This window comes from Pseudoalteromonas rubra (assembly GCF_001482385.1).
GTDB lineage: Bacteria > Pseudomonadota > Gammaproteobacteria > Enterobacterales > Alteromonadaceae > Pseudoalteromonas > Pseudoalteromonas ardens.
Genome location: NZ_CP013612.1, coordinates 620,481 through 640,457 on the forward strand (window position 1 = coordinate 620,481; position 19,977 = coordinate 640,457).

At 46.2% G+C, this 19,977-nt stretch carries 16 protein-coding genes; 7 read left to right on the forward strand and 9 right to left on the reverse strand.

Features of this window, described 5'->3' with window-relative positions; all coding sequences use genetic code 11:
• Nucleotide 1 precedes the first annotated feature (1 nt).
• Complete coding sequence (locus AT705_RS21795; protein WP_058798448.1) at nt 2-1,087, reverse strand: efflux RND transporter periplasmic adaptor subunit; 1,086 nt, start codon at nt 1,085-1,087, stop codon at nt 2-4.
• A gap of 90 nt (nt 1,088-1,177) precedes the next feature.
• Here AT705_RS21795 and AT705_RS21800 point away from each other — a divergent pair, with 90 nt between their 5' ends.
• The 5 genes from AT705_RS21800 to AT705_RS21820 all read left to right on the forward strand — a co-directional run bounded on the left by AT705_RS21800 (nt 1,178) and on the right by AT705_RS21820 (nt 5,267).
• On the forward strand, nt 1,178-2,074 hold the full coding sequence (locus AT705_RS21800) for a LysR family transcriptional regulator (RefSeq protein ID WP_058798449.1): 897 nt from the start codon (nt 1,178-1,180) through the stop codon (nt 2,072-2,074).
• Nucleotides 2,058-2,375, forward strand: a complete 318-nt coding sequence (locus AT705_RS21805) for an MGMT family protein (RefSeq protein ID WP_058798450.1) — start codon at nt 2,058-2,060, stop codon at nt 2,373-2,375. Before AT705_RS21800 ends, AT705_RS21805 begins: the two co-directional genes overlap by 17 nt.
• A gap of 34 nt (nt 2,376-2,409) precedes the next feature.
• The gene (locus AT705_RS21810) at nt 2,410-3,381 is read left to right on the forward strand and encodes a YbgA family protein (RefSeq protein WP_058798451.1); all 972 of its coding nucleotides are present in this window, start codon (nt 2,410-2,412) and stop codon (nt 3,379-3,381) included.
• Nucleotides 3,381-4,760 (forward strand): deoxyribodipyrimidine photo-lyase, encoded by a 1,380-nt coding sequence (phrB, locus tag AT705_RS21815; protein ID WP_058798452.1) that lies wholly within the window; start codon nt 3,381-3,383, stop codon nt 4,758-4,760. The genes AT705_RS21810 and phrB overlap by 1 nt, the downstream gene beginning before the upstream one ends.
• A 231-nt stretch (nt 4,761-4,991) precedes the next feature.
• Complete coding sequence (locus AT705_RS21820) at nt 4,992-5,267, forward strand: HU family DNA-binding protein (protein ID WP_010381157.1); 276 nt, start codon at nt 4,992-4,994, stop codon at nt 5,265-5,267.
• Nucleotides 5,268-5,312: 45 nt separating this feature from the next.
• Here AT705_RS21820 and ilvN read toward each other — a convergent pair whose 3' ends face one another.
• Both ilvN and AT705_RS21830 read right to left on the reverse strand, forming a co-directional pair.
• Complete coding sequence (gene ilvN, locus AT705_RS21825) at nt 5,313-5,810, reverse strand: acetolactate synthase small subunit (protein ID WP_058798453.1); 498 nt, start codon at nt 5,808-5,810, stop codon at nt 5,313-5,315.
• Nucleotides 5,810-7,531, reverse strand: coding sequence for an acetolactate synthase 3 large subunit (locus AT705_RS21830; protein WP_058798454.1), 1,722 nt, complete (start codon nt 7,529-7,531; stop codon nt 5,810-5,812). The genes ilvN and AT705_RS21830 overlap by 1 nt, the downstream gene beginning before the upstream one ends.
• Before the next feature lie 402 nt (nt 7,532-7,933).
• Here AT705_RS21830 and AT705_RS21835 point away from each other — a divergent pair, with 402 nt between their 5' ends.
• Nucleotides 7,934-10,882 (forward strand): immune inhibitor A domain-containing protein, encoded by a 2,949-nt coding sequence (locus tag AT705_RS21835; protein ID WP_058798455.1) that lies wholly within the window; start codon nt 7,934-7,936, stop codon nt 10,880-10,882.
• A 32-nt stretch (nt 10,883-10,914) separates the two neighbouring features.
• Here AT705_RS21835 and AT705_RS21840 read toward each other — a convergent pair whose 3' ends face one another.
• The 6 genes from AT705_RS21840 to AT705_RS21865 all read right to left on the reverse strand — a co-directional run bounded on the left by AT705_RS21840 (nt 10,915) and on the right by AT705_RS21865 (nt 17,989).
• Nucleotides 10,915-11,922, reverse strand: a complete 1,008-nt coding sequence (locus tag AT705_RS21840; protein ID WP_010381161.1) for an isocitrate dehydrogenase — start codon at nt 11,920-11,922, stop codon at nt 10,915-10,917.
• Between the two features lie 201 nt (nt 11,923-12,123).
• A complete protein-coding gene (locus tag AT705_RS21845) occupies nt 12,124-13,809 on the reverse strand; it encodes a hypothetical protein (protein ID WP_058798456.1) in 1,686 nt (561 codons plus the stop codon).
• The gene (locus AT705_RS21850; RefSeq protein ID WP_058798457.1) at nt 13,806-14,192 is read right to left on the reverse strand and encodes a DUF3192 domain-containing protein; all 387 of its coding nucleotides are present in this window, start codon (nt 14,190-14,192) and stop codon (nt 13,806-13,808) included. The genes AT705_RS21845 and AT705_RS21850 overlap by 4 nt, the downstream gene beginning before the upstream one ends.
• Nucleotides 14,193-14,249: 57 nt before the next feature.
• Nucleotides 14,250-15,029, reverse strand: a complete 780-nt coding sequence (gene xni / locus AT705_RS21855; protein ID WP_058798458.1) for a flap endonuclease Xni — start codon at nt 15,027-15,029, stop codon at nt 14,250-14,252.
• 69 nt (nt 15,030-15,098) lie between these two features.
• Nucleotides 15,099-16,442, reverse strand: coding sequence for a nucleotide 5'-monophosphate nucleosidase PpnN (gene ppnN, locus AT705_RS21860; RefSeq protein ID WP_058798459.1), 1,344 nt, complete (start codon nt 16,440-16,442; stop codon nt 15,099-15,101).
• A gap of 14 nt (nt 16,443-16,456) precedes the next feature.
• Nucleotides 16,457-17,989 carry a GGDEF domain-containing protein gene (locus tag AT705_RS21865; protein ID WP_058798460.1) on the reverse strand — a complete coding sequence of 511 codons (1,533 nt, stop codon included), beginning with the start codon at nt 17,987-17,989 and terminating at the stop codon, nt 16,457-16,459.
• Nucleotides 17,990-18,172: 183 nt separating this feature from the next.
• Between AT705_RS21865 and AT705_RS21870 the strand changes: the two genes are divergently transcribed.
• Nucleotides 18,173-19,948 carry a M61 family metallopeptidase gene (locus AT705_RS21870; protein WP_058798461.1) on the forward strand — a complete coding sequence of 592 codons (1,776 nt, stop codon included), beginning with the start codon at nt 18,173-18,175 and terminating at the stop codon, nt 19,946-19,948.
• The last annotated feature ends 29 nt before the right edge of the window (nt 19,949-19,977 follow it).

Below are 19,977 nucleotides of genomic sequence, written 5' to 3' on the forward strand. Positions count from 1 at the left end.
TTTACAGGCCTCGCTCTTTGGTCCATGGGCGTACTTTCAGGCCTTCACTAAGGTGATGAACACCGGCTGAGACAACGACATCGCCGGGCTTTAATCCACTTTTTATTTCGAAACCTTGCTGGCGTAACTGACCGGGCTGGATAGCACGTTTAGACACCTGCTGGGTCTTGGGGTCGTAAATCCAGACGTAGTGGTTGCCTTTAGCTGCTTGCGTTTGATCGGAAAATACAGCTTCGTTTGGTACTATGATTTCCGAAGTGCTGTGGTTGGTGATCTTGCTGGGATCGACATAAACGTGACCTGTCATCCCGGCGAGCAAATTAAAGTCTTCAGGAATAGGCAGCGAAAAGACAACCTTATAGGTAAGCGTCGCAGGGTCGGCTTGGGTATCCCACTCTTTTATATTCAGCAGATAAGATTTGTCCGGGTAACCATCAAAAATGACGGTTGGATGATATTCGAGATCTTTATTAACCCGGGCAACTAATTTTTCGGGCACCTGAATGACTACGTCCATACGGTCACGTGTCTCAAGGCGTAAAATATTCTGCTTTGCGACTATATTTTCAAAGTTCTTAACGAAAACTTTGGCAATTGTACCGCCGAATGGGGCCCTGAGTTCGCTGTTTTCCAGATTGGTTTGGGCTATTTTGAATGCTGACTCAGCAACTTGTTCGTTTGCCAGTGCCTGGTCATATTCGGCTTTGCTGGCAATAGACTTTTTAAATAAAGACTCAATGCGGTTAAGCTGAGCAACTGCGAGCTCAAATTGGGCTTTGCGTTGCTGATATTGAAGTTCAAAGTCTTCCGGGTCGAGTTTCGCCAGGAGTTGCCCCTTTTGCACTTCCTGGCCGGCCAACACAGGAAACTCAATCAGCTCGCCATTGACCCGAAAAGCAAGGTATGACCCCTGGTTAGCAACAACTTCGGCTGGAAAACTACGCAATTGGCTGGTTTGTGGGTCAGACACTGTATGTAGTTTAACTGGACGAACGACTTGACTTGTAGTGGTTTGCTGTGTGGCATCCTGACATGCGGATAATAACAACAAGGTTGGCAAAAAGAGTGCGAGTTTATTCACCAAAATTACTCCCTCATACTAAAACTTAGTGCAGGATAATGAATTTGGTCATAAAATAAAAATTATTAAAACTTTGGTATAAAATAAATTTTATTTATGAAGTTGGCTGATATTCAAGTACTCGATGCCGTCGCAAATGCACAAAGCCTGAGCGAGGCGGCAAAACATTTATATAAATCACAGCCCGCAGTCACGCAAGCGTTAAAGCGCCTGTCTGACGAACTGGGCTTTGCGTTGGTAACCCGTGAAGATTATCGGATCCGGCTTACCGAGCAGGGGAAGCGCTTCCACCAGCACGCTCAAAAGCTGCTGGAGCATCATAATCATTTAAAGAGCTTGGCGAATGAGTTCTCTCAGGGCAATGAAGCGAAATTTCGCATTTGCTATGAACCAATGTGTCATCACGAAACGTATAACGCCCGGATTAGTAGCACTTTTAAGCAATTTCCTTCGACTGAATTAGTGATTTCCAGTGGCAGACGTTTTGTTGCACTGGAGCAGGTAAACACCGGCGCCGCTGATTTAGGTATTGGGCCGTGGTTTGATTTGTTCTATGCCACTGGTGAGTTGGAATCAATCGCGATTGGCGAAACCAAGCTTGGTGTCGTAGCCAAACGTGGCTTGTTGCCCAAGCGTATGTACTATGATGAGTTGAGTCTATATCCCTGTTTGGCAATGGTAGAGAGTGGCTTCGATTTTGACAGCGAGAGGTTGGCTTATTCACGTGGATTACATGTTATGAAGCTGGATGATGTCAGTACTATTAAACTATTCTTATCTCAGGGGGTCGGGTTTGCCCTTACCAGCCTCAATACTTGCCGACAGGAATTAGAAAGCGGCGAGTTGGAACGCATTGAGATCATAGACAGACAGCATGAGTTCACAGCAGCAATTCACGCCTTTCGCCGCCATCAGAATCACTATGGTCCAGTTGGCCGACACTTGTGGCAACAGTTCACAGCATTAGGAGCGCAGTTTGCAAGAGGAAACTAAAGAGCAATTCAGAGTCAGGGTGTTTACGCTTATAGGCGCAATTCCAGTTGGAAATGTCGCAACGTACGGGCAAATTGCGGGGCTGGCCGGCGCACCTAAGCATGCCCGGGCAGTCGGTTACCTGTTAAAGCACTTACCGGCAGGGTCAAGTTTACCGTGGCACCGAGTGATTAACAGTCAGGGAAAAATTTCTTTTCCTCCCGAGAGCAGAAAGTTTATAGAGCAGAGTCAACTATTGCGCTCAGAAGGAGTGAAGGTACAGGGTGGCAAAATTGCCTTACGTCAGTACCAGTGGTGCTAAATTTATCCGTCATTTTTGAGTTATGGAGAGAGCAATGATAGAGCAAGCTTTTAACTTCAGCAGTCCCATTAAAATAGGGATAAGTGCGTGTCTTGCCGGAGACAAAGTCCGTTTTGATTCAGGGCATAAACGTAGCAATTTTTGTATGGATGAACTGGCACAGTACGTTGAATATGTCCGCTTTTGTCCAGAGGTAGCTATCGGATTACCTATCCCACGAAAAACCATCCGTCAGGTCAGAGTGGAGGACGTTATCAAAGTTGGGCCTGCACACAGTGATGAAGACTATGCCCCCGACCTGGCTGAATATGGGAAGAAGGTTTCCGAGGACCATGGTAGTCAGCTGTCTGGTTATATTTTTTGTGCTAAAAGCCCCAGTTGCGGTATGGAACGGGTCAAGATCTACAATGAAGCAGAGACAGGTAATACCTCTGAAGGCATAGGCATATTCGCCGAACAGATCATGGCGCGCAACCCGTTATTACCTTGTGAGGAAAATGGCCGCCTGAATGATATGCATCTCAGAGAAAATTTTGTGATGCGGGTTTACGTTTACAAGAGCTGGCAAGATTTGGTGGTTTCCAATCCTGGCTTACATGAATTGACCAATTTCCATGCCCGCCATAAGTACTTGCTGATGAGCCATAATTACGAGGCCTATCGTGATCTCGGCAGGCTGCTTGCTGAGGGCAAAGGGGTCGCGCTTGATGAACTTAGAAAGGCGTACATCAGCGGTTTGATGGAGGCGTTGTCGAGCCCGGCAAGGCGCAAGGATCAGGCTAACACTTTATCGCATTTACAGGGGTATTTTAAAAAAGTATTAGGTAAAGTCGAAAAGCAGGAGCTGTGCCGTGCGATTGATGACTATCGTATTGGTCAGGTTCCATTACAGGTCCCACTCACCTTATTGCGTCATCATTTGATCATGCACCCCAATGACTACCTGATGCAGCAGGTCTATTTTCATCCCTATCCCAATGAGCTTAAATTGAGGTTCGCGATTTAATGTCTACATTATTTTGGTTTCGGCGTGATTTACGTGTTTTTGGCAACGAAGCGCTCATAGCCGCAGTCGAAAATGGTGCCCGGGATGCACTCTTTTTGGTGTGCGAGCAGCAGTGGCAAGCGCACAATGCGGCACCTGTTCAGGTTGATTTACTTAAGCGACGGGTTAATTGGCTTGGGCATACATTGGCCAAGTTAGGTGTTCGTTTGCACGTGATTGATGCGGGTGATTTTACTCAAGTGCCATCCCTGATGTCTCAGTTTTGTCAGGCAAACGGCGTAGTGCAGGTTTACGCGAACCGCGAATATGAAGTGAACGAACAAGGCCGAGACAACGCCTGTCAGCAAGCCGGTGTGAAATTGCAATTATTTGATGGTGATTTGATTGCACCACCCGGTAGTGTAACGACGGCCAGCAATGAAATGTACAAAGTGTTTACGCCATTTAAAAAGGCCTGGCTTAAACAGTATGAGCAACAGCATTTTTACCTGCCTGGTTGGCCTGAGATAGACGTAGCTCCATTTGAGTGGGAAACCCCAGAGTTACTTATAGGGGAGGGTATTTCAGATAAATGGCCTGTTGACGATGAAACCCTGGTAAAAGTTGTCCAGGCGTTTATTCAGGAAAAAATGGTTGATTACAAAGCTAATCGGGATTTCCCTGGTGTAAAAGGTACCTCCGGGCTCAGCCCTTACCTTGCACTGGGGATTGTGTCGGTGAAGCAGCTACTGGCAGAAAGCCAGCTCCATTTTCCAGACCTGTTCCTGATGACCAGTGCACCTGCGTTTAGCTGGGTTAATGAGTTGATTTGGCGCGAGTTCTACCGACACCTTATCTGTGCTTATCCAAAGTTATGTAAAGGGGTTAATTTTAACGAGAAGTATAACCACGTTGACTGGCGACAGGACGATGCGCAATTTACAGCCTGGTGCGAGGGCAACACAGGGTACCCGATTGTAGATGCTGCAATGCGTCAGCTTAACCAGACCGGGTGGATGCACAATCGTTTACGCATGATTGTAGCAAGCTTCTTAACCAAGCATTTGTTGATAGACTGGCGTAAGGGCGAGCACTATTTTATGAGTAAACTGATTGATGGTGATCTGGCAAGCAATAACGGTGGTTGGCAATGGGCTGCCAGTACCGGGTGTGATGCGCAACCTTATTTTCGGATCTTTAATCCTATTAGCCAAAGTGAAAAGTTCGATCCGCAAGGCGATTTTATTCGTAAATTTGTGCCAGAGCTGAATGATGTCCCGGCAAAATCAATCCATTTTCCGCATGAATATTTACGGGCATTTGGCATCAGTGGTTACATGAATCCGATAGTTGAACATAAAGCCGCGCGCGAAAGAGCGCTTGCGGCGTTTAAGGTTTAACCTGTGATTGATGTTTCCCTTCAGCTCAGGTTTGACGCGGGGTGAGACGAGGTGCATGAAAAGCGAACAAAAAGTGCGTATTTTTGTGCCCGTTATGATTACATCCCCGTCAGATAAGGCGAAATAGCGTAAATATTTTAGTTAAAACGGGATTTTAGGCTTGCACAAAGAAAAAAAATGGATAACCATAGATTCCGCTTCGGCAAATTATAAAAACATAGGAATTATACAATGAATAAAGCTCAACTAGTTGAAAAGATGGCGGCTGACGCTGAGATCTCAAAAGCTGCAGCGACACGCGCGCTGGAAGCATTCACTGGTGCTGTAACTCAGTCTCTTAAAGATGGTAACTCAGTGGCACTGGTTGGTTTTGGCACTTTCTCTGTAAAAGAGCGTGCAGCGCGTACGGGTCGTAACCCGCAAACTGGCGCTGAAATCCAAATTCCAGCGGCAAATATCCCTTCTTTCAAAGCGGGTAAAGGCCTTAAGGATCAAGTTAATCCTTAATAGAAAAAAGGGGCTTAAGCCCCTTTTTTAGCTCTCCATATCCTGTTATCCCTTGAGTGCTTTATCACCTCTCCCTATTCCCACAGTACCAGAACGAACCACCTCAATAATATCGCTCTCGTGTCTAAGCATATCCAGAAATGACGCTATTTTGTCGCTGCTACTGGCCAGCTGAACCGTATAGCTGCGTTTACCCATGTCCAGTATCGTCCCCCCAAATACGTCTGTAACACGTGTAACAGAGGCTCTGGTTTGTTCGTTACCAGCAAATACTTTGACCAGTAACAGTTCTCTTTCGATGTGGCTGGAGTCCGTTAAGTCAATGATCTTAAGTACATCAACCAGCTTGTTTACTTGTTTGGTTATCTGTTCTACCACCCGGTCGTCACCCTGAGTTGTAATGGTGATCCGCGATAGTGTCGTGTCATCGGTTGTGCCCACTGTAAGGCTGTCGATGTTGTATGCGCGTTGTGAAAATAACCCCACTATGCGAGACAAAGCACCGGGTTCGTTTTCTAGTAATATAGATAATATTCTGCGCATTATGCTTTTACTCCCTTTTTCAGCCACATATCATCGATGGCACCTAATTTGATTTGCATCGGATAAACGTGTTCATTTTCGTCCACACGAATATCAAGGAACACCAGTCTGTCGGTAATTGAAAAGGCTCTCGCCAGTGCATCGTCCAGCTCATCAGGGTGATCTACTCGGATCCCAATGTGGCCATAACTTTCGGCCAAAGCCACAAAATCAGGCAGAGAATCCATGTAAGAGCTGGAGTGGCGCCCACCGTACATCATATCCTGCCATTGCCTAACCATGCCCAGAGAGCGGTTGTTTAAAGAGATTATTTTGACATTCAGGCCGTACTGAAGACAGGTAGAAAGTTCCTGAATGTTCATCTGTATTGAGCCATCTCCCGTTACACATACGACGTCAGCTTCGGGGTAGGCAACTTTCACCCCCATTGCAGCGGGCAGGCCAAAGCCCATGGTGCCAAGGCCGCCTGAATTGATCCATTGTCTTGGGTTTTTAAATGGATAATATTGAGCGGCAAACATCTGGTGCTGGCCAACATCTGAGCTGATATAGGCATTGCCCTGAGTAATTTTGTAAAGCTTCTCTATGACCGTTTGCGGTTTAATAACGTTGCCTTGTACATCATAAGCCAGGCAGCGTTGCTCTCGCCATGCCGTGATTTGTTGCCACCAGGACTCTTGGGCAGCTCTGTCGATACGTAGTGCGCTTTTATCTATGGCGCTTTGTAATTGTGAAAGTACGGTCTCCAAGCTGCCAACGACGGGAATGTGTGCCTGAATTGTTTTTGAGATTGAAGTAGGGTCAACATCAACATGGACTATGGTTGCATCTGGGCAAAACTTTTTGACGTTATTGGTTACCCGATCATCAAATCGTGCACCCAATGCCAGTATCACGTCGGCGTTGGCCATCGCTTTGTTGGCTTCTAATGAGCCGTGCATACCCAACATACCGATAAAGTTAGGATGTGTGCCGCTGATCCCACCCAGGCCCATTAAGGTGTTGGTAATGGGCGCGTTTAGGGTCTCGACCAGTTCAGTTAGTTGCTCAGAGGTATTGGAAAGAATGATACCGCCCCCTGAATACACAACCAGGCGTTTGGCGCCCAAAATTGCATCGACCGCTTTTTTGATCTGACGCGAATGCCCTTTAGAGCTTGGGCTATAAGTGCGCATATCAATTCGAGCGGGCATTTCGTAGATGTATTTAAGTTGCGGGTTGAGAATGTCTTTGGGCAACTCAACGACGACAGGCCCTGGTCTGCCAGAACTTGCCAGATAAAAAGCTTTTGCCAGTACAGTCGGGATCTGTTGGGCGTCACGGCAGTTAAAACTGTGCTTAACAATTGGGCGCGAACAGCCGACAATGTCTGTTTCCTGGAACGCATCATCGCCAATTAAATTAGAAGGCACCTGGCCTGACAGTACAACCATAGGGATACTGTCCATGTAGGCCGTGGCAATGCCTGTTACACAGTTGGTCGCACCCGGGCCGGACGTGGCAAGTACGACTCCGGTCTTTCCGGTACTTCTGGCGTAGCCATCGGCCATATGCGTTGCTGCCTGTTCATGTCTCACCAGAATATGTTCGATGTCATCTTGTGCAAATAGTGCATCATAAAGATCTAATACCGATCCGCCTGGGTAGCCAAATATATAGTCAACATCGAGTTCGGTCAGTGCCTTAACTACTAGCTCTGAGCCATTAAATTGCTCATTCATTACCTCATTCCTCAGCAAAATTTAAATTAAAGGCAAAAAAAAACCCCGCTGGTGCGGGGTCTGTGCAAACGTTCGCTCACAACGGCCCCGCCGGACTTATCACTAAGACCAGTACGAGTACCACAACTGTGAAGAATAGAGTTTGCATGTTTAATGTCTGCGTAAAAGTTTAATCTGATATTCTTTATTTAAAGGCTTATATGCGGCAGTGTCAAGGCTCAAAAATGAACAAAGTGCATTAATATACCTTTTTGGTGTTTTAAATGTTGAAATATAGTATTTCACTACGTCAATTTGTAATATTGGTGGATAATTAATGCGTTTTTTGGTGGCTGCAGGAGGTTAGAAATATCTTCTTCAACCTGCTACTATCGTGAACACTATCGCATTGGGTAAATCAGTATGAAATTCAGTCTTTTAGTTCTTCTTCTTATCGTTGTTGCAACGCCTGTGTCAGGGTTACAGCTGGATCAACAGCAACTTCGGTTTTGGCTAGAAAAACGCGAAGGGAGAAGTTTTTCTGATTATGAGGCCAGGCAAAAGATTTTGGACTATCTCTCTGGATTTCAAAGCCCAGAGTTGCGTGCTCCATTCAATGGAAAGAAACCAGCTCAGTCAACGGCCTTGCGCGGTTATCAGGCTGCATCTGCAGGACCGTTAGAGGGGGCAAAAATTCTCGCTATTCTGGTAGATTTTCCAGATCTGTCTAATGACGATAATCGCCTTGAGCAGGGCGACTCGGACATGTACTACGCTCAGTATCCGAGTAGTCATTACAGCGAGCTCATTTTCTCCGAACAAGGGTTTAGTGGGCCAGACGGGCAGGTACTAACCAGCGCCCATCAGTATTATCAGCTAGCCTCAGGGGGAAGTTTTGGGCTTTCAGGAGAAGTCTTTGGCTGGGTCACGGCAGCAAAAAATGCGAGTTATTACGGGCAAAGAGTGGGTGCCCGACGTGATAGCAGAGTGGCCGAGTTGATTAAAGAGGCGGTTGAGTTGGTAGTACAACGTTATGATATCAACCTCAGTGATTATGATTTAACGGATTTAAGTGATCGTGATGGTGATGGAATCGTGAATGAGCCCGATGGCGTTGTTGATCACATCATGGTATTTCACTCCAGCATTGGAGAGGAAGCGGGTGGGGGAGTGCTGGGCACTGATGCCGTATGGTCCCACCGCTTTGTGGTTGCTGAAGACGGTTACACCCCTGTCTCTATTGCAAACAGCGATATAGGTATCCACAACTACACCATTAACCCGCTTGACGCGAGCATGGGTGTAGTAGTACATGAGTTTGGCCATGAGCTTGGACTTATAGACGAATATGATCTTAATAGCAGTGCTATCGGTGAACCGGTGGCTAATTGGTCGGTGATGTCCAGTGGCAACTGGTTAGGTTCGCTACGTGGGTCACAACCTGTTTCATTCTCTCCCCGTAACCTGGAAAGGTTACAACAAAAGTTTGGCGGTAATTGGGTAAATCAAATTCAGTTGCAGTTCGCACAATTAACCCAGGGCTACCAGGCCAGCATTAGTCATGTTGGTGAATATACCGGTGAAACTGATCAGCTGAAAGTCACGTTGCCAGCCAGTTTAGAGTATATTGGCGAACCTATATCTGGACAGTATCAGTATTACTCCGGGCAGGGGAACGATAAATTAAACACTGCCAGCATGACGCTCACTTTACCTGCATCAGCAGATTTGGTACTTACAATGCGCGCTCGTTTTGATATTGAGAGCGGCTATGATTTTTTTCAGGTAAAGGCCAACCAGGTATCGCTTGTGGGTAATTATACCAAAGCCCAGCACCCAATTTATCCGACAGTGGCACATTATATTGATGGCCATAGCGGGCAAGTAACGGGTGGCACGGATGGCACTAAAGTAACTGAATTAAGATATTCACTCGCAGAATATGCTGGCCAGATAGTGACACTGGAGTTTCTTTATCAAACTGACAGTGTTGAATATGGCTTTGGCATGTTGCTGGATGATATCTCTGTCGTAGATGGTGAAAACACTGTTGCTTTGGCGGATGCAGAGTCATCAGAGCTGTTGTCTTTAAATGGCTTTCACAGAATAAGCCGCTATCGTGAAGGGTTAGAGCAGGCATATTATCTGCAACTCAGGTCGCATCTGGGTATTGATGCCGGCTTGCAAGGTGCCAGCTATGCACCAGGGGTACTCGTGTGGTACGCCAATGAGAATATTGAAAATAACTCGGTTTCTTTGCGCCCGGGTGAAGGAAAAATTTTGGTCGTTGATAATGATCAGCAGATCATACCCGGCGCCAATGGTTTTAGCCCGGCATCCACTCGGATCCAGCTAAGAGACGCAGCACTAAGGTTACAGGATCAGCCCGCCGGGCTTGGTGACACTCAGTTACAGGCAATTTCTACGTTCAATGACAGCCAGGACTATAGCCATCCACAGCAACCGATTTCCGGGGTTATTCTGCCTGAACATGATGTAACAATTGAATTGCTCGAAGTGAGCGAGCAATACCAAACAGCACAATTACAATTGAAAGCGGCCACAGAGCCTAAGATTGTTGCCAGGGCAGAGGGGCTGAAAGTGAGCTTTTCTGTTTCCGGGATGCCTTTGAGTACATTGGATACGTACGAATGGCAATTTGGTGATGGTAACAGCAGTGAGTTCCTTACACCGGCGCATCAATACAGTAGCGAAGGGGTCTATACGGTTGTATTTGTCCAAACGAATGCGGCTGGCGAAGTCCGCTCTGTTAATCAGCAAGTGACCCTGGCGGCTGCGCTGGAACTGCTCGATACAAACATCACTGACGATGATGGTAACATTTCCGCCAGTGTGACGTATCGTGGCGGGGTGGCACCCGTGGCAATTCGTTGGGATCTCGGCGACGGTACTCGGTTGAATGGGGCTGAGATCCAGCATCAGTATAAACTGTCCGGGCGCTACCGGATTGTGGTATCGCTGGAAGACGCCAATGGCAGCACAGTAAGCGAGTCAATAGACAAAAGCGTAACTGTCCCCTTGGCGGGTAAGATTAACGTATCACAAAGTGGGTTAACCGCCAGCTACAGCGTTTCAATTAGTGGTGGGTCAGGTAACTATTCAGTGAGTTGGGCGTTTGGAGATGGGCAGGAAGGTACCGGTGCGGTTATCAGTCACACTTATCAGAATGCAGGGAGTTATCAGGTGAGCGCGACAGTAAAGGATCTTGATAACGGTCAACAAGTAAAAATCACGGCAGATGCTACGCTTTCCATGGCGACCACAGGTGAGCAAGATGATGGTGCGGGCAGTTTGTTATGGCTAAGTGTGTTACTAATGATGGTGGTGCAGATAAGAAAACGCCCAGCTTAAGCTGGGCGTTGGTAGTTACTTTTTCAGAGCTATTACAGGCGCTCGATAACCGCTTGTGTGAAGTCTGTTGTGCCGTGGTTGCCACCCAGGTCGCGTGTCGTACGATCGCCAGATTTGATAACATCTGCCACTGCATTACGGATTTTGTCAGCAGTTTCGCCCATATCAAGATATTCAAGCATCTGAATTGAAGCCAGAATAACCGAAGTTGGGTTAGCCAGGTTTTTACCTGCGATGTCTGGTGCACTACCGTGTACTGCTTCGAAGATTGCAGCGTTTTCACCAATGTTTGCACCCGGCGCCATACCCAGGCCGCCAACGAGACCAGCACACAGGTCAGAAATAATGTCACCAAACAGGTTAGTAGTGACAACAACATCAAACTCTTCTGGAGTCATGACCAGTTTCATACAGGTTGCATCAACGATCATTTCAGCTGACTCGATATCAGGGAAGCGCTCGCCTACTTCACGTGCAACTTTAAGGAATAAACCTGATGTTGATTTAAGGATATTGGCTTTGTGAACTGCAGTGACTTTTTTACGGCCTTCACGTTGTGCAAGCTCATAAGCAAAGGTGACGATCTTTTCAGCGCCTTCACGGGTGATTTTAGACATTGCCTCGGCTTCACTGCCATCTTCAGACACAACTTGCCCCAGACCTGAGTACATGCCCTGAGTGTTTTCACGTACAGTGATAATGTCGATGTCATCGTAGCGAGCTTTGGTGCCTTCAAATGATTTTACCGGGCGAACATTGGCATACAGACCAAAGTGCTTACGCAGGGTTACATTGATAGAAGTAAAACCTTCGCCTACAGGTGTTGTAAGCGGCCCCTTAAGCGTAATTTTATTGCGTTCAATGGCGTCTAACGTCTCAGGAGGTAGCAGCTCACCAGTTTTTTCCAGTGCTGCAAGCCCTGCGTCAACGTACTCATAGTCGAATTCGCAACCCGCTGCATTTAAAATTTCAATTGCCGAGTCGATGATGCTTGGACCGATGCCGTCGCCACGGATCACCGTGATAGTTTGCTTAGCCATTTATGTTTCCTTTATCAAAAAGTAAAATCACTGCTTAAAACAGATCTAACTAAGTTTAGTAGACCTGTTCTTGTGATGTTGGTTCGCTTGAAAATTTAAGCGCGTTTTATAGCAATTTATTCATTTATATTCCAGTCAGGAATGAATAAAAGGCATAAATTAAATGAATAGTGGGAATGCATGGTATTTATCGCGTAAATATCACTCAATTAAATTATATAAACCAAGAGATTGTAGGTGTGACAGCAGGGTATTCAAATCAGGCCATTGGTGTACTTTGGCTTGCTCGTCTAATAGCTGGCGTTGCCAGGCTGAAGTTTCGAAGTTGGCATCGCAGATTTTCAGTGTCAGCACCTTGACAGCGGCAAAGGTCAAAGATAATCCATTCAATTTTGATTTTTTGTATAACTCTGATTGCTCAAATGCGCGGTGGGCCTCACTATTGGCGAAGTGAGTGTGAAAGTAATGCTTGAAGGCTTCCTCATCATATCCGGCAAAGCCGTATAGATGTGCCAGGGAAACCGGGTGGGGGTTGGTGTTACATTCACTGGCATGCACGAATCTTTTTATATCAACACTGTGGTGCTTGAGCATAAATGCAATGGCTGCGCTGACTGGCGACAGGATGTTCTCATAGTGATGGCCATAGTTTTGCTGGAGCAGTGCGGCCAGCACCTGAGCAAATAATTGATACTTGTGCCAGATGTCCTTTGCAAAAGGGTGTTTGAGTTGCACAATCAATTGCTCGACCAGCACCCGCTGACATAACAGGGCTGCGGCATCAAGGCCAACCATAGTAAGACAATGGCGGAGGTTAGCCCCTTTTTGGGCCTCGCGGTTGTAGAGTCTGGCGGCCTGAGACAAAGCAGCCTCAATTTCTGGGAATGGCACTATCGTTTTTTCTATTGCTCTGAAGCTGCTAAAATTTTCACCCCCCAACTGTTCAACAACATGCAACGCTTCTGTCATTTGATCTGACGTGGTCGCAAGCGGCTGCGGCGGAATACGAGACCACACCCGGTATAGCAGTTGCGTATCTGACACCCTAAACGCCTGGTAGCGTTGCTGATATCGTCTTTGCGTTTTGATTAACCGAGTGATCTTACCTGACTGTATAACAGCAAGGATTGCATGATTGTCTTCTTCGCAGAGTAACAGCGCCTGATGCTCATCGTGGCGATGTATGGCACCAGCCGGATAGGCACTAAATTGTCGGGCCAGAAGTTGTAAGCTGATTTGCACAAAGGTGTCAGTATTATTCAGATACAGCTGTTTAATAATGGTCGGTAGTGAAGCACGATGGTTCTTCTTCATTAATGCAACGCCAGCCTGAGTCGCAATAGCGACTAATAATGTCACATTGTCATACAGTGGTGTGGTGCTCTTACGACTTATTGATAGTTCATAATTGGAGAGCCGCGCGAGAATGCGGGTAACCTGAGCTGATTTGAGCTGGCCGGTACCGAGTACTTTTACTGCTAATTGATGGCGCAGCCTGAGCTTTTTGGATTCCAACTGAGATAAAGGCCTATCCGCTGCCGCTTTGTCATATTCACGGCTGGCACACAGGACACTGGCAAAGCTTGCTGACAAAAGTTCATGAATGATTTGCTCAGTATAGCCGTGCGCGTAACCGAGCATACAGAGCAATATAGATTGTTTCACCAGAACGTTGGTCGAGTGACGATAGGGCGTCGCGATAAAGTGCAGGTGAGCGTGCAGCGCGTTTGGTGCCTGGCGGTACAGGCGAGTGTATTGTTCTGCCAACTGGGTCAGGGTCACATCAATGTGAGGCCAGCTGTCTTTGTCGTAATATAGTGATAACACTGACTCAGATTGAGTCAGGAGTTTGTGCAGTTGCCTTGCGATGTCTTCATTGACTGTCATTCAAAAGCCTTGTCGTACGCGACGATCGCGCCAGCTCCCCAGAGCGTGAGTTTGCCATTTTCAAACAGCAAGCCAGTACATTCGTCTTGTGTGGTAATCCCATCCGGTTTTACCAGCTGCGTCCTGTAAAACACTATCTGCACTACTTGTTCACCTTCTGACTTTACATAGGTCAGGTCCGGGCTTCCGAGTGTTTCTAATACCTCATCTAGCTCGACAGTCATGTCGGGCTTTAGCTTGCTGATATAACGTTTGTTAAAGGCTTCGCGGTCCTGCCAGATCATGGCTTGCGGATCATCTTTATAGAAATTAATGACCAGGTACACTATGACCCCATATACGGCGAGGCCAAGAAAAACGTATTGTAAAACCTTTTTAATCATTGAAATACACCAAAAACTCCCAAACCTAGCGTAACGGAAGCGTTGCAACACAACAAGCTATTTGCGCTCAATAACCCGGAGTTGACTTAAATTAAAGCCGAGATTGATGTCAGTTTGTAGTGAAACGAGCGTTTTGCTTAAAATAAAGTTATCTAAATCTTGTTCCAATTTACGTCGTGTTGCAGGTGCAAGCGTCGGGGCATTGAGTGCATGCTCAACCTGACCAAACTCTGAGATTAATTCAATAGCCGTTTTTTTCCCGATCCCTTTTACGCCAGGGATGTCATTGGTTTTATCGCCCATTAATGCCCACAGTTCGGTCAATGCGTTATACGGAACAGAGAACTTTTCTAAGATCTCACTGTGATCAAAGTAAGATTTTGAAAAGTAGTTATAAATTTCTATATTTTCCGAACTCAGAGGGAGAAAGCCTTTATCTGTCGAAACAATAACGGAATGCACTTTGTTGTGACTGGCCTTGCTAGCTAAGGTGGCAATGATGTCATCTGCTTCATCCTGATCGGGGAAAAAAGCGGTGACACCGCATTCCTTAAACCCCTCAGAAATTAGAGCGAGGTTTTGTCTAAGTGGCTCCGGCATGGGTTTTCTGCTGTGCTTGTAATTTGCATAATAATGATAGCGCCAGCTGCGCTCACCATCAAAAACCGCAATAGCATGGGTTGGCTCAATGCGTTTGAGCAGCTTTTTACAGGCGTTATGGACGCGCGCCTTGCATGATTGCATGATTTGCTTTTCACTCACGCCCTGTTGATCGACGTCAACTGCATAAATTCGGCGGATTAGGTTTAGCGCATCAATAAGAAGTAATTTTGCCATGGGTGTTGTTAGTGGTATTTCATTGAGGTTAAGAGAGCGGTAGGGTAAGGCTGCACCTTACCCTGTTAGTTAAGCTTTGATTTTATAGCAGGGCACATAGGTGCTGCCGGGTAATTTCATTCTGCCTTGTGCGACAAACGCGCGTAGTAGCTTGTCCATGTCCGTCATCAAAGAGGCATCGCCACTCAAAATATAAGGGCCTTGTTGCTTAATAGCTGTTATACCTTGCTCTTTGACATTGCCTGCCACAATACCAGAAAACGCTCTGCGCAAGTTGGCGGCGAGGTTCTGTTTTGGCTGGTCCAGATGAAGATCCAAATTTGCCATGTTTTTGTGCGTCGGTTCGAATGGCTGCTGGAACTGGTCTTCAATTTTCAGAGTCCAGTTAAAATAATAGGCATCGCCTTCGGCTTTGCGGTAGTCGCGGACTTTTTCCATACTCTGGCTTAGCTTCTTTGCAACCAGTTCGGGTTGATCTACCAGCACTTCGAATTTGCTCAGTGCTTCTTTACCCAGAGTTTTTTCAATAAAATTACACAATTCGTCAAAGTACGCTTTTGAAGAGCTTGGGCCTGTTAAAATGACCGGTAGCTGCTGCTTAGCGTTGTCTGGATGAAGCAAAATGCCAAGTAAATACAGTAGTTCCTCGGCTGTTCCCGCGCCACCTGGAAAAATAATAATGGCATGTGCGCTTCTGATAAATGCTTCCAAACGCTTTTCAATATCCGGCAGGATCACCAATTCATTGACTATGGGGTTAGGCGGCTCGGCGGCAATGATACTGGGTTCCGTCAGGCCGAGATAGCGGTTACTGGTGATCCGCTGTTTAGCATGTCCTATCGTGGCACCTTTCATTGGACCTTTCATGGCGCCAGGTCCACACCCTGTGCATATATTTAAGCCTCGTAAGCCAAGTTGGTAGCCGACTTCTTTGGTGTATTTGTATTCTTCTTCATTGATTGAGTGACCGCCCCAACACACCACCATATTCGGGTCTTTATTGACCTCAAGTGCGTCTGCGTTACGCAGTATGTCAAACACCATATGAGTAATGGCTCTGGGGTCCGTGATCTGCTCTTCGTGACGCTGGTAGATAAACAGAATGTCCCGGATAACCGAAAAAATATGTTCATGTATCCCGGCAATAATTTTTCCGTCGACAAATGCGGATTCCGGTGGGTTTGTTAGTTCTATCTTTATCCCACGCTCTCGGGCAAGTAGTGTGATATCAAAATCCTGATACTTGTTATAAATTTCATAGCTTGAGTCGGTATGACTGCCTACATTAAGTACTGCTAATACACAATTTCTAAATAGTCGGTATCTTTCTATGGTCGATGACTGTTGAAGCAGGTCAACTTCCAGTTTCGAGAGTAAGTTAAGTACACCTGTTGGATTTAACTGTACATGCATAGGCAATCTCCTTGTTATTCTCGCAAGCAAAGTTTGTCTCTGCCGCTGTTTTTAGCCTCATACAGAGCTTCATCGGCACGATCAAAGGCAGTCAGTTTTGAGTCACCTTCTTTCAGCTGGGTTGCCCCTAACGAGATAGTGATCCTCACTTCTTTGTCTTTAAAGCGAAATGGGATCGATTTAACGGTTGCGCGTATCTTCTCAAGCGGTGCATAAGCCGCTTCAATTGGCATTCCCGGCATAAGGATAACGAATTCCTCGCCACCGTAGCGCGCAATGAAATCGGTTTTTCTAATGGACTTTTTCAGCGCCCTGGCGATAACTTGAAGTGTTTTATCTCCTGCACTGTGGCCGTATTTGTCATTAATCGATTTAAAGTGATCGACGTCCACTACAACCAAAGTAACGTCGTTGCTTTGGATTTCAAATAAATGGAACTCCTGACTGTAACGATCGTCAAATGCCGAGCGATTAGGGAGCTTGGTCAGTCCGTCTAACAAGCTTTTGAATCTCTGTTCATTCAGTCGCTTTTTATACGTGTTTACTTTGTTTTCGAGTACATTGATGCGGCTGTTAATGGCATCAAAGCTTTCCAGTAAGGCTTGCTTATCGCGACGCTCAATGGTTTCTCTTTCCACCAAATCTTTGCTTATTTGGGCAAGCTCATCATCGACTAACCCCTTGAGCTCAGAAATTGAGGACGCCTTTTGGGTGTTTTCGGTGAGGCGCTTTATCTTCGACTCGATGCGTACGTTTAATGCATTGAGCTCTTTATTGATCGACTTGGAATGACTGGTGGTATCGACAATTGACTTGTGTAGCTCTTCCAGAGTCTGGTTTAACGAGACCAAGAAACCCTGGGCTGATTGTCTTTCCCGCGCGATTGACTTGGCAAAAATGCGGATCACCGCAATGGCGTTTTCCAGTAAAGAATCTATGCTCGAATCTGTTGAAATACGCTGCTTTATCGCTTTTACTTCATCGGCTACATCATCTTCAAACACCAGTTCGTTAGTTAGGCCTAATAATTCTGTGGCCAATTCCGGGTCATTATGTTGTGTCGAGGTATCAATGTCATATTTAGCATCGAAGACTTGAAGGTAGAACTGCAGTAACTTGTCAAGCAAAGGTACGAATTCTGGGATAGCGTCAATATCACCCAATTCATTATCCAGCAAACTGCGCAGCTTCCTGCGAGTGTCTTCTGGCACCCCACGCAGCTTCTGTAACTGCTTTCCTGCGGTTTGTATGTGGGTTACTAAACTACGATGGTTGGCAGAGTTGGTGCTATCAAGCTGTTTTAATTGTGCACTGGTGTTTTCAATAAGCGGGGCCAGATGCTCAAAGTCCATCCCCTTTGCCAACGCACTGCGATATTTTGCCAGTAAGTTGTCGAGAGACACATCCTGTCCTTTACAACCTAGTGTCAGTTTGGATGCAAATTCTGTCAGGGTATCGACCTGCTGCTTTCTCGCTTCTTCCAACGCCTTTCTAGCTTCAATCGCTTGTGATAGTTTTTTCTCTAATCGCGCAGTTTTATCAGTCACAGAAACCTAATATCTTTTTGTTTTAACCTACTCATTAGCAAGTTTACATCAAATTACTGATAAATGTGGAAGATTTTAGGGCATAGAACCACCTATTTTGGCTGTTGACTCATCGTTTTTGATGGCCTGATATCAGACTTATTTGTTAGTTTTACACCCTATTAGTCATTTTATTGAATCATTATGAAAAAAACCTGTTCCCTGCTCATTGCGTTGAGCACCTTACCAGCCTTCGCTGACGTTGAATACACGCTGAAAATAACTCAGCCAGAGCATCACCTTGGTGAAGTAGAAGTGACCTTTCCCAAAAGTGCCCAGGCGCACATGGATATTAAGTTAGCGGACTGGCGGACAGGACGATATCAAATCCTAAATTTGGCTAATGGGATCCGTGCATTTGATGCGACTGATGCGCAAGGACGTGAACTGGAATGGCATAAAGTAGATAAAAGTACCTGGCGAGTACATCTTGACAGCCCGACACAAGTGACAGTCAATTACCAGGTGTATGCAAATGAACTCGGACTCAGAGCGAGGCATATTGACGACAGTCATGCTTTTGTTGATGCGTCCGGCTTTTTTATGTTCAGCGAGTCATTCCGTGATGAACCTCTGACCGTTGAGATGAAGGTACCGGACCAATGGCGTTCTGTGTCGGGTATGGATTTCGCGGGTAATAAGCATCGTTTTAAAGCTGCCAACTTTGATGTGCTGGTGGATTCGCCAATAGAGTCGGGCTTGAATCAGCTTCATAAATTCCGGGTAGATGGCCGCGACTATGAGCTGGTTATCTGGGGGGAAGGCAATTATGACGTTGATCTGATGCTCAGCGATCTTAAGAAGTTAGTGAAAACGGGTACTCTGATCTGGCAGGATTACCCGTATGAACGCTACGTTTTTATGGTGCATGCGACCAGTGGTGCACGAGGCGCAACTGAGCATCTGAACTCTACTATCATTCAGCGCCACAGAGATGCATTTGCCAAACGCGATGATTACATCGGCTTTATTTCGACTGCGGCACACGAATTTATTCATACCTGGAATGTTAAAAACTATCGTCCGGCTGGATTGGTGCCTTACGACTATATAAACCCTAATTACAGTGATTTACTTTGGCTGGCAGAAGGGTCAACCAGTTACCTCGAAGACTTCCTGCTGCTAAGTGCCGGGATCATTACTCATGAAGAGTATTATAAAGGGCTGACTAAGCGTATTAATCGTCACCTGAACACCCCAGGCAGAGAGATACAGAGCGTTGCTCAAACCAGCTTCGACAAGTGGATAAATCAGGGCGGCGACCATGGTAAAAACTTCAGTACCAACATTTACTCAGAAGGTGCGTTAATTTCCATGATGCTGGATATTAAGTTGCTGGATGACAGTGAAGGGGAGGTGAGTTACCGTGATGTCCATACCTTACTGGCTAAGCGTCATGAGTTACCCAAGTCATTTGACAGCCAGGATGTGATCAATATCCTCAATGAGATCAGTGGTCAGGATTATAGTGCGTGGTGGAAACACAACGTCGACACGCCATTTGTGCTGGAAGTTGACGCGTTGCTAGACAAAGTGGGGCTGACTTATCGTCATCCTGTTTCCAGTGAGGAAGTGGCTGGCTTTGACGGTCAGGCAGTACCTAAAGGTCAACTACTCGAATTACAGCATGTTGCCAGAAGTGGTAATGCCTGGCAGGCAGGGTTAACCAGCGGTGACAAGCTGGTGGCATTTAACAAACACCAGGTACGAGATACATTAGATAACACATTAGCGCTGTTCGCGCCCAAAGAGAAAGTTACTGTTCACTTTATACGTCGTCACAAACTGATGTCGACAGAAATTACGCTCAGTGCCGCACAATCGAAGCCAAAGCAGGTTGCTGCGGTATTGCAGCCGACAAAACGTCAACAGCAGCTATATTTGGCTTGGATGGGGGTACCGCACCCGAATGCACAGTAGTTGATATAGTTTGACTAGACACAAAAAAG

Excerpts from the sequence above, each read along its gene's own strand:
- AT705_RS21800 (WP_058798449.1), top strand. The coding sequence starts at position 1,178 with ATGAAGTTGGCTGATATTCAAGTACTCGATGCCGTCGCAAATGCACAA.
- AT705_RS21810 (WP_058798451.1), top strand. The coding sequence starts at position 2,410 with ATGATAGAGCAAGCTTTTAACTTCAGCAGTCCCATTAAAATAGGGATA.
- phrB (WP_058798452.1), top strand. The coding sequence starts at position 3,381 with ATGTCTACATTATTTTGGTTTCGGCGTGATTTACGTGTTTTTGGCAAC.
- AT705_RS21820 (WP_010381157.1), top strand. The coding sequence starts at position 4,992 with ATGAATAAAGCTCAACTAGTTGAAAAGATGGCGGCTGACGCTGAGATC.
- ilvN (WP_058798453.1), bottom strand. The coding sequence starts at position 5,810 with ATGCGCAGAATATTATCTATATTACTAGAAAACGAACCCGGTGCTTTG.
- AT705_RS21830 (WP_058798454.1), bottom strand. The coding sequence starts at position 7,531 with ATGAATGAGCAATTTAATGGCTCAGAGCTAGTAGTTAAGGCACTGACC.
- AT705_RS21835 (WP_058798455.1), top strand. The coding sequence starts at position 7,934 with ATGAAATTCAGTCTTTTAGTTCTTCTTCTTATCGTTGTTGCAACGCCT.
- AT705_RS21840 (WP_010381161.1), bottom strand. The coding sequence starts at position 11,922 with ATGGCTAAGCAAACTATCACGGTGATCCGTGGCGACGGCATCGGTCCA.
- AT705_RS21845 (WP_058798456.1), bottom strand. The coding sequence starts at position 13,809 with ATGACAGTCAATGAAGACATCGCAAGGCAACTGCACAAACTCCTGACT.
- AT705_RS21850 (WP_058798457.1), bottom strand. The coding sequence starts at position 14,192 with ATGATTAAAAAGGTTTTACAATACGTTTTTCTTGGCCTCGCCGTATAT.
- xni (WP_058798458.1), bottom strand. The coding sequence starts at position 15,029 with ATGGCAAAATTACTTCTTATTGATGCGCTAAACCTAATCCGCCGAATT.
- ppnN (WP_058798459.1), bottom strand. The coding sequence starts at position 16,442 with ATGCATGTACAGTTAAATCCAACAGGTGTACTTAACTTACTCTCGAAA.
- AT705_RS21870 (WP_058798461.1), top strand. The coding sequence starts at position 18,173 with ATGAAAAAAACCTGTTCCCTGCTCATTGCGTTGAGCACCTTACCAGCC.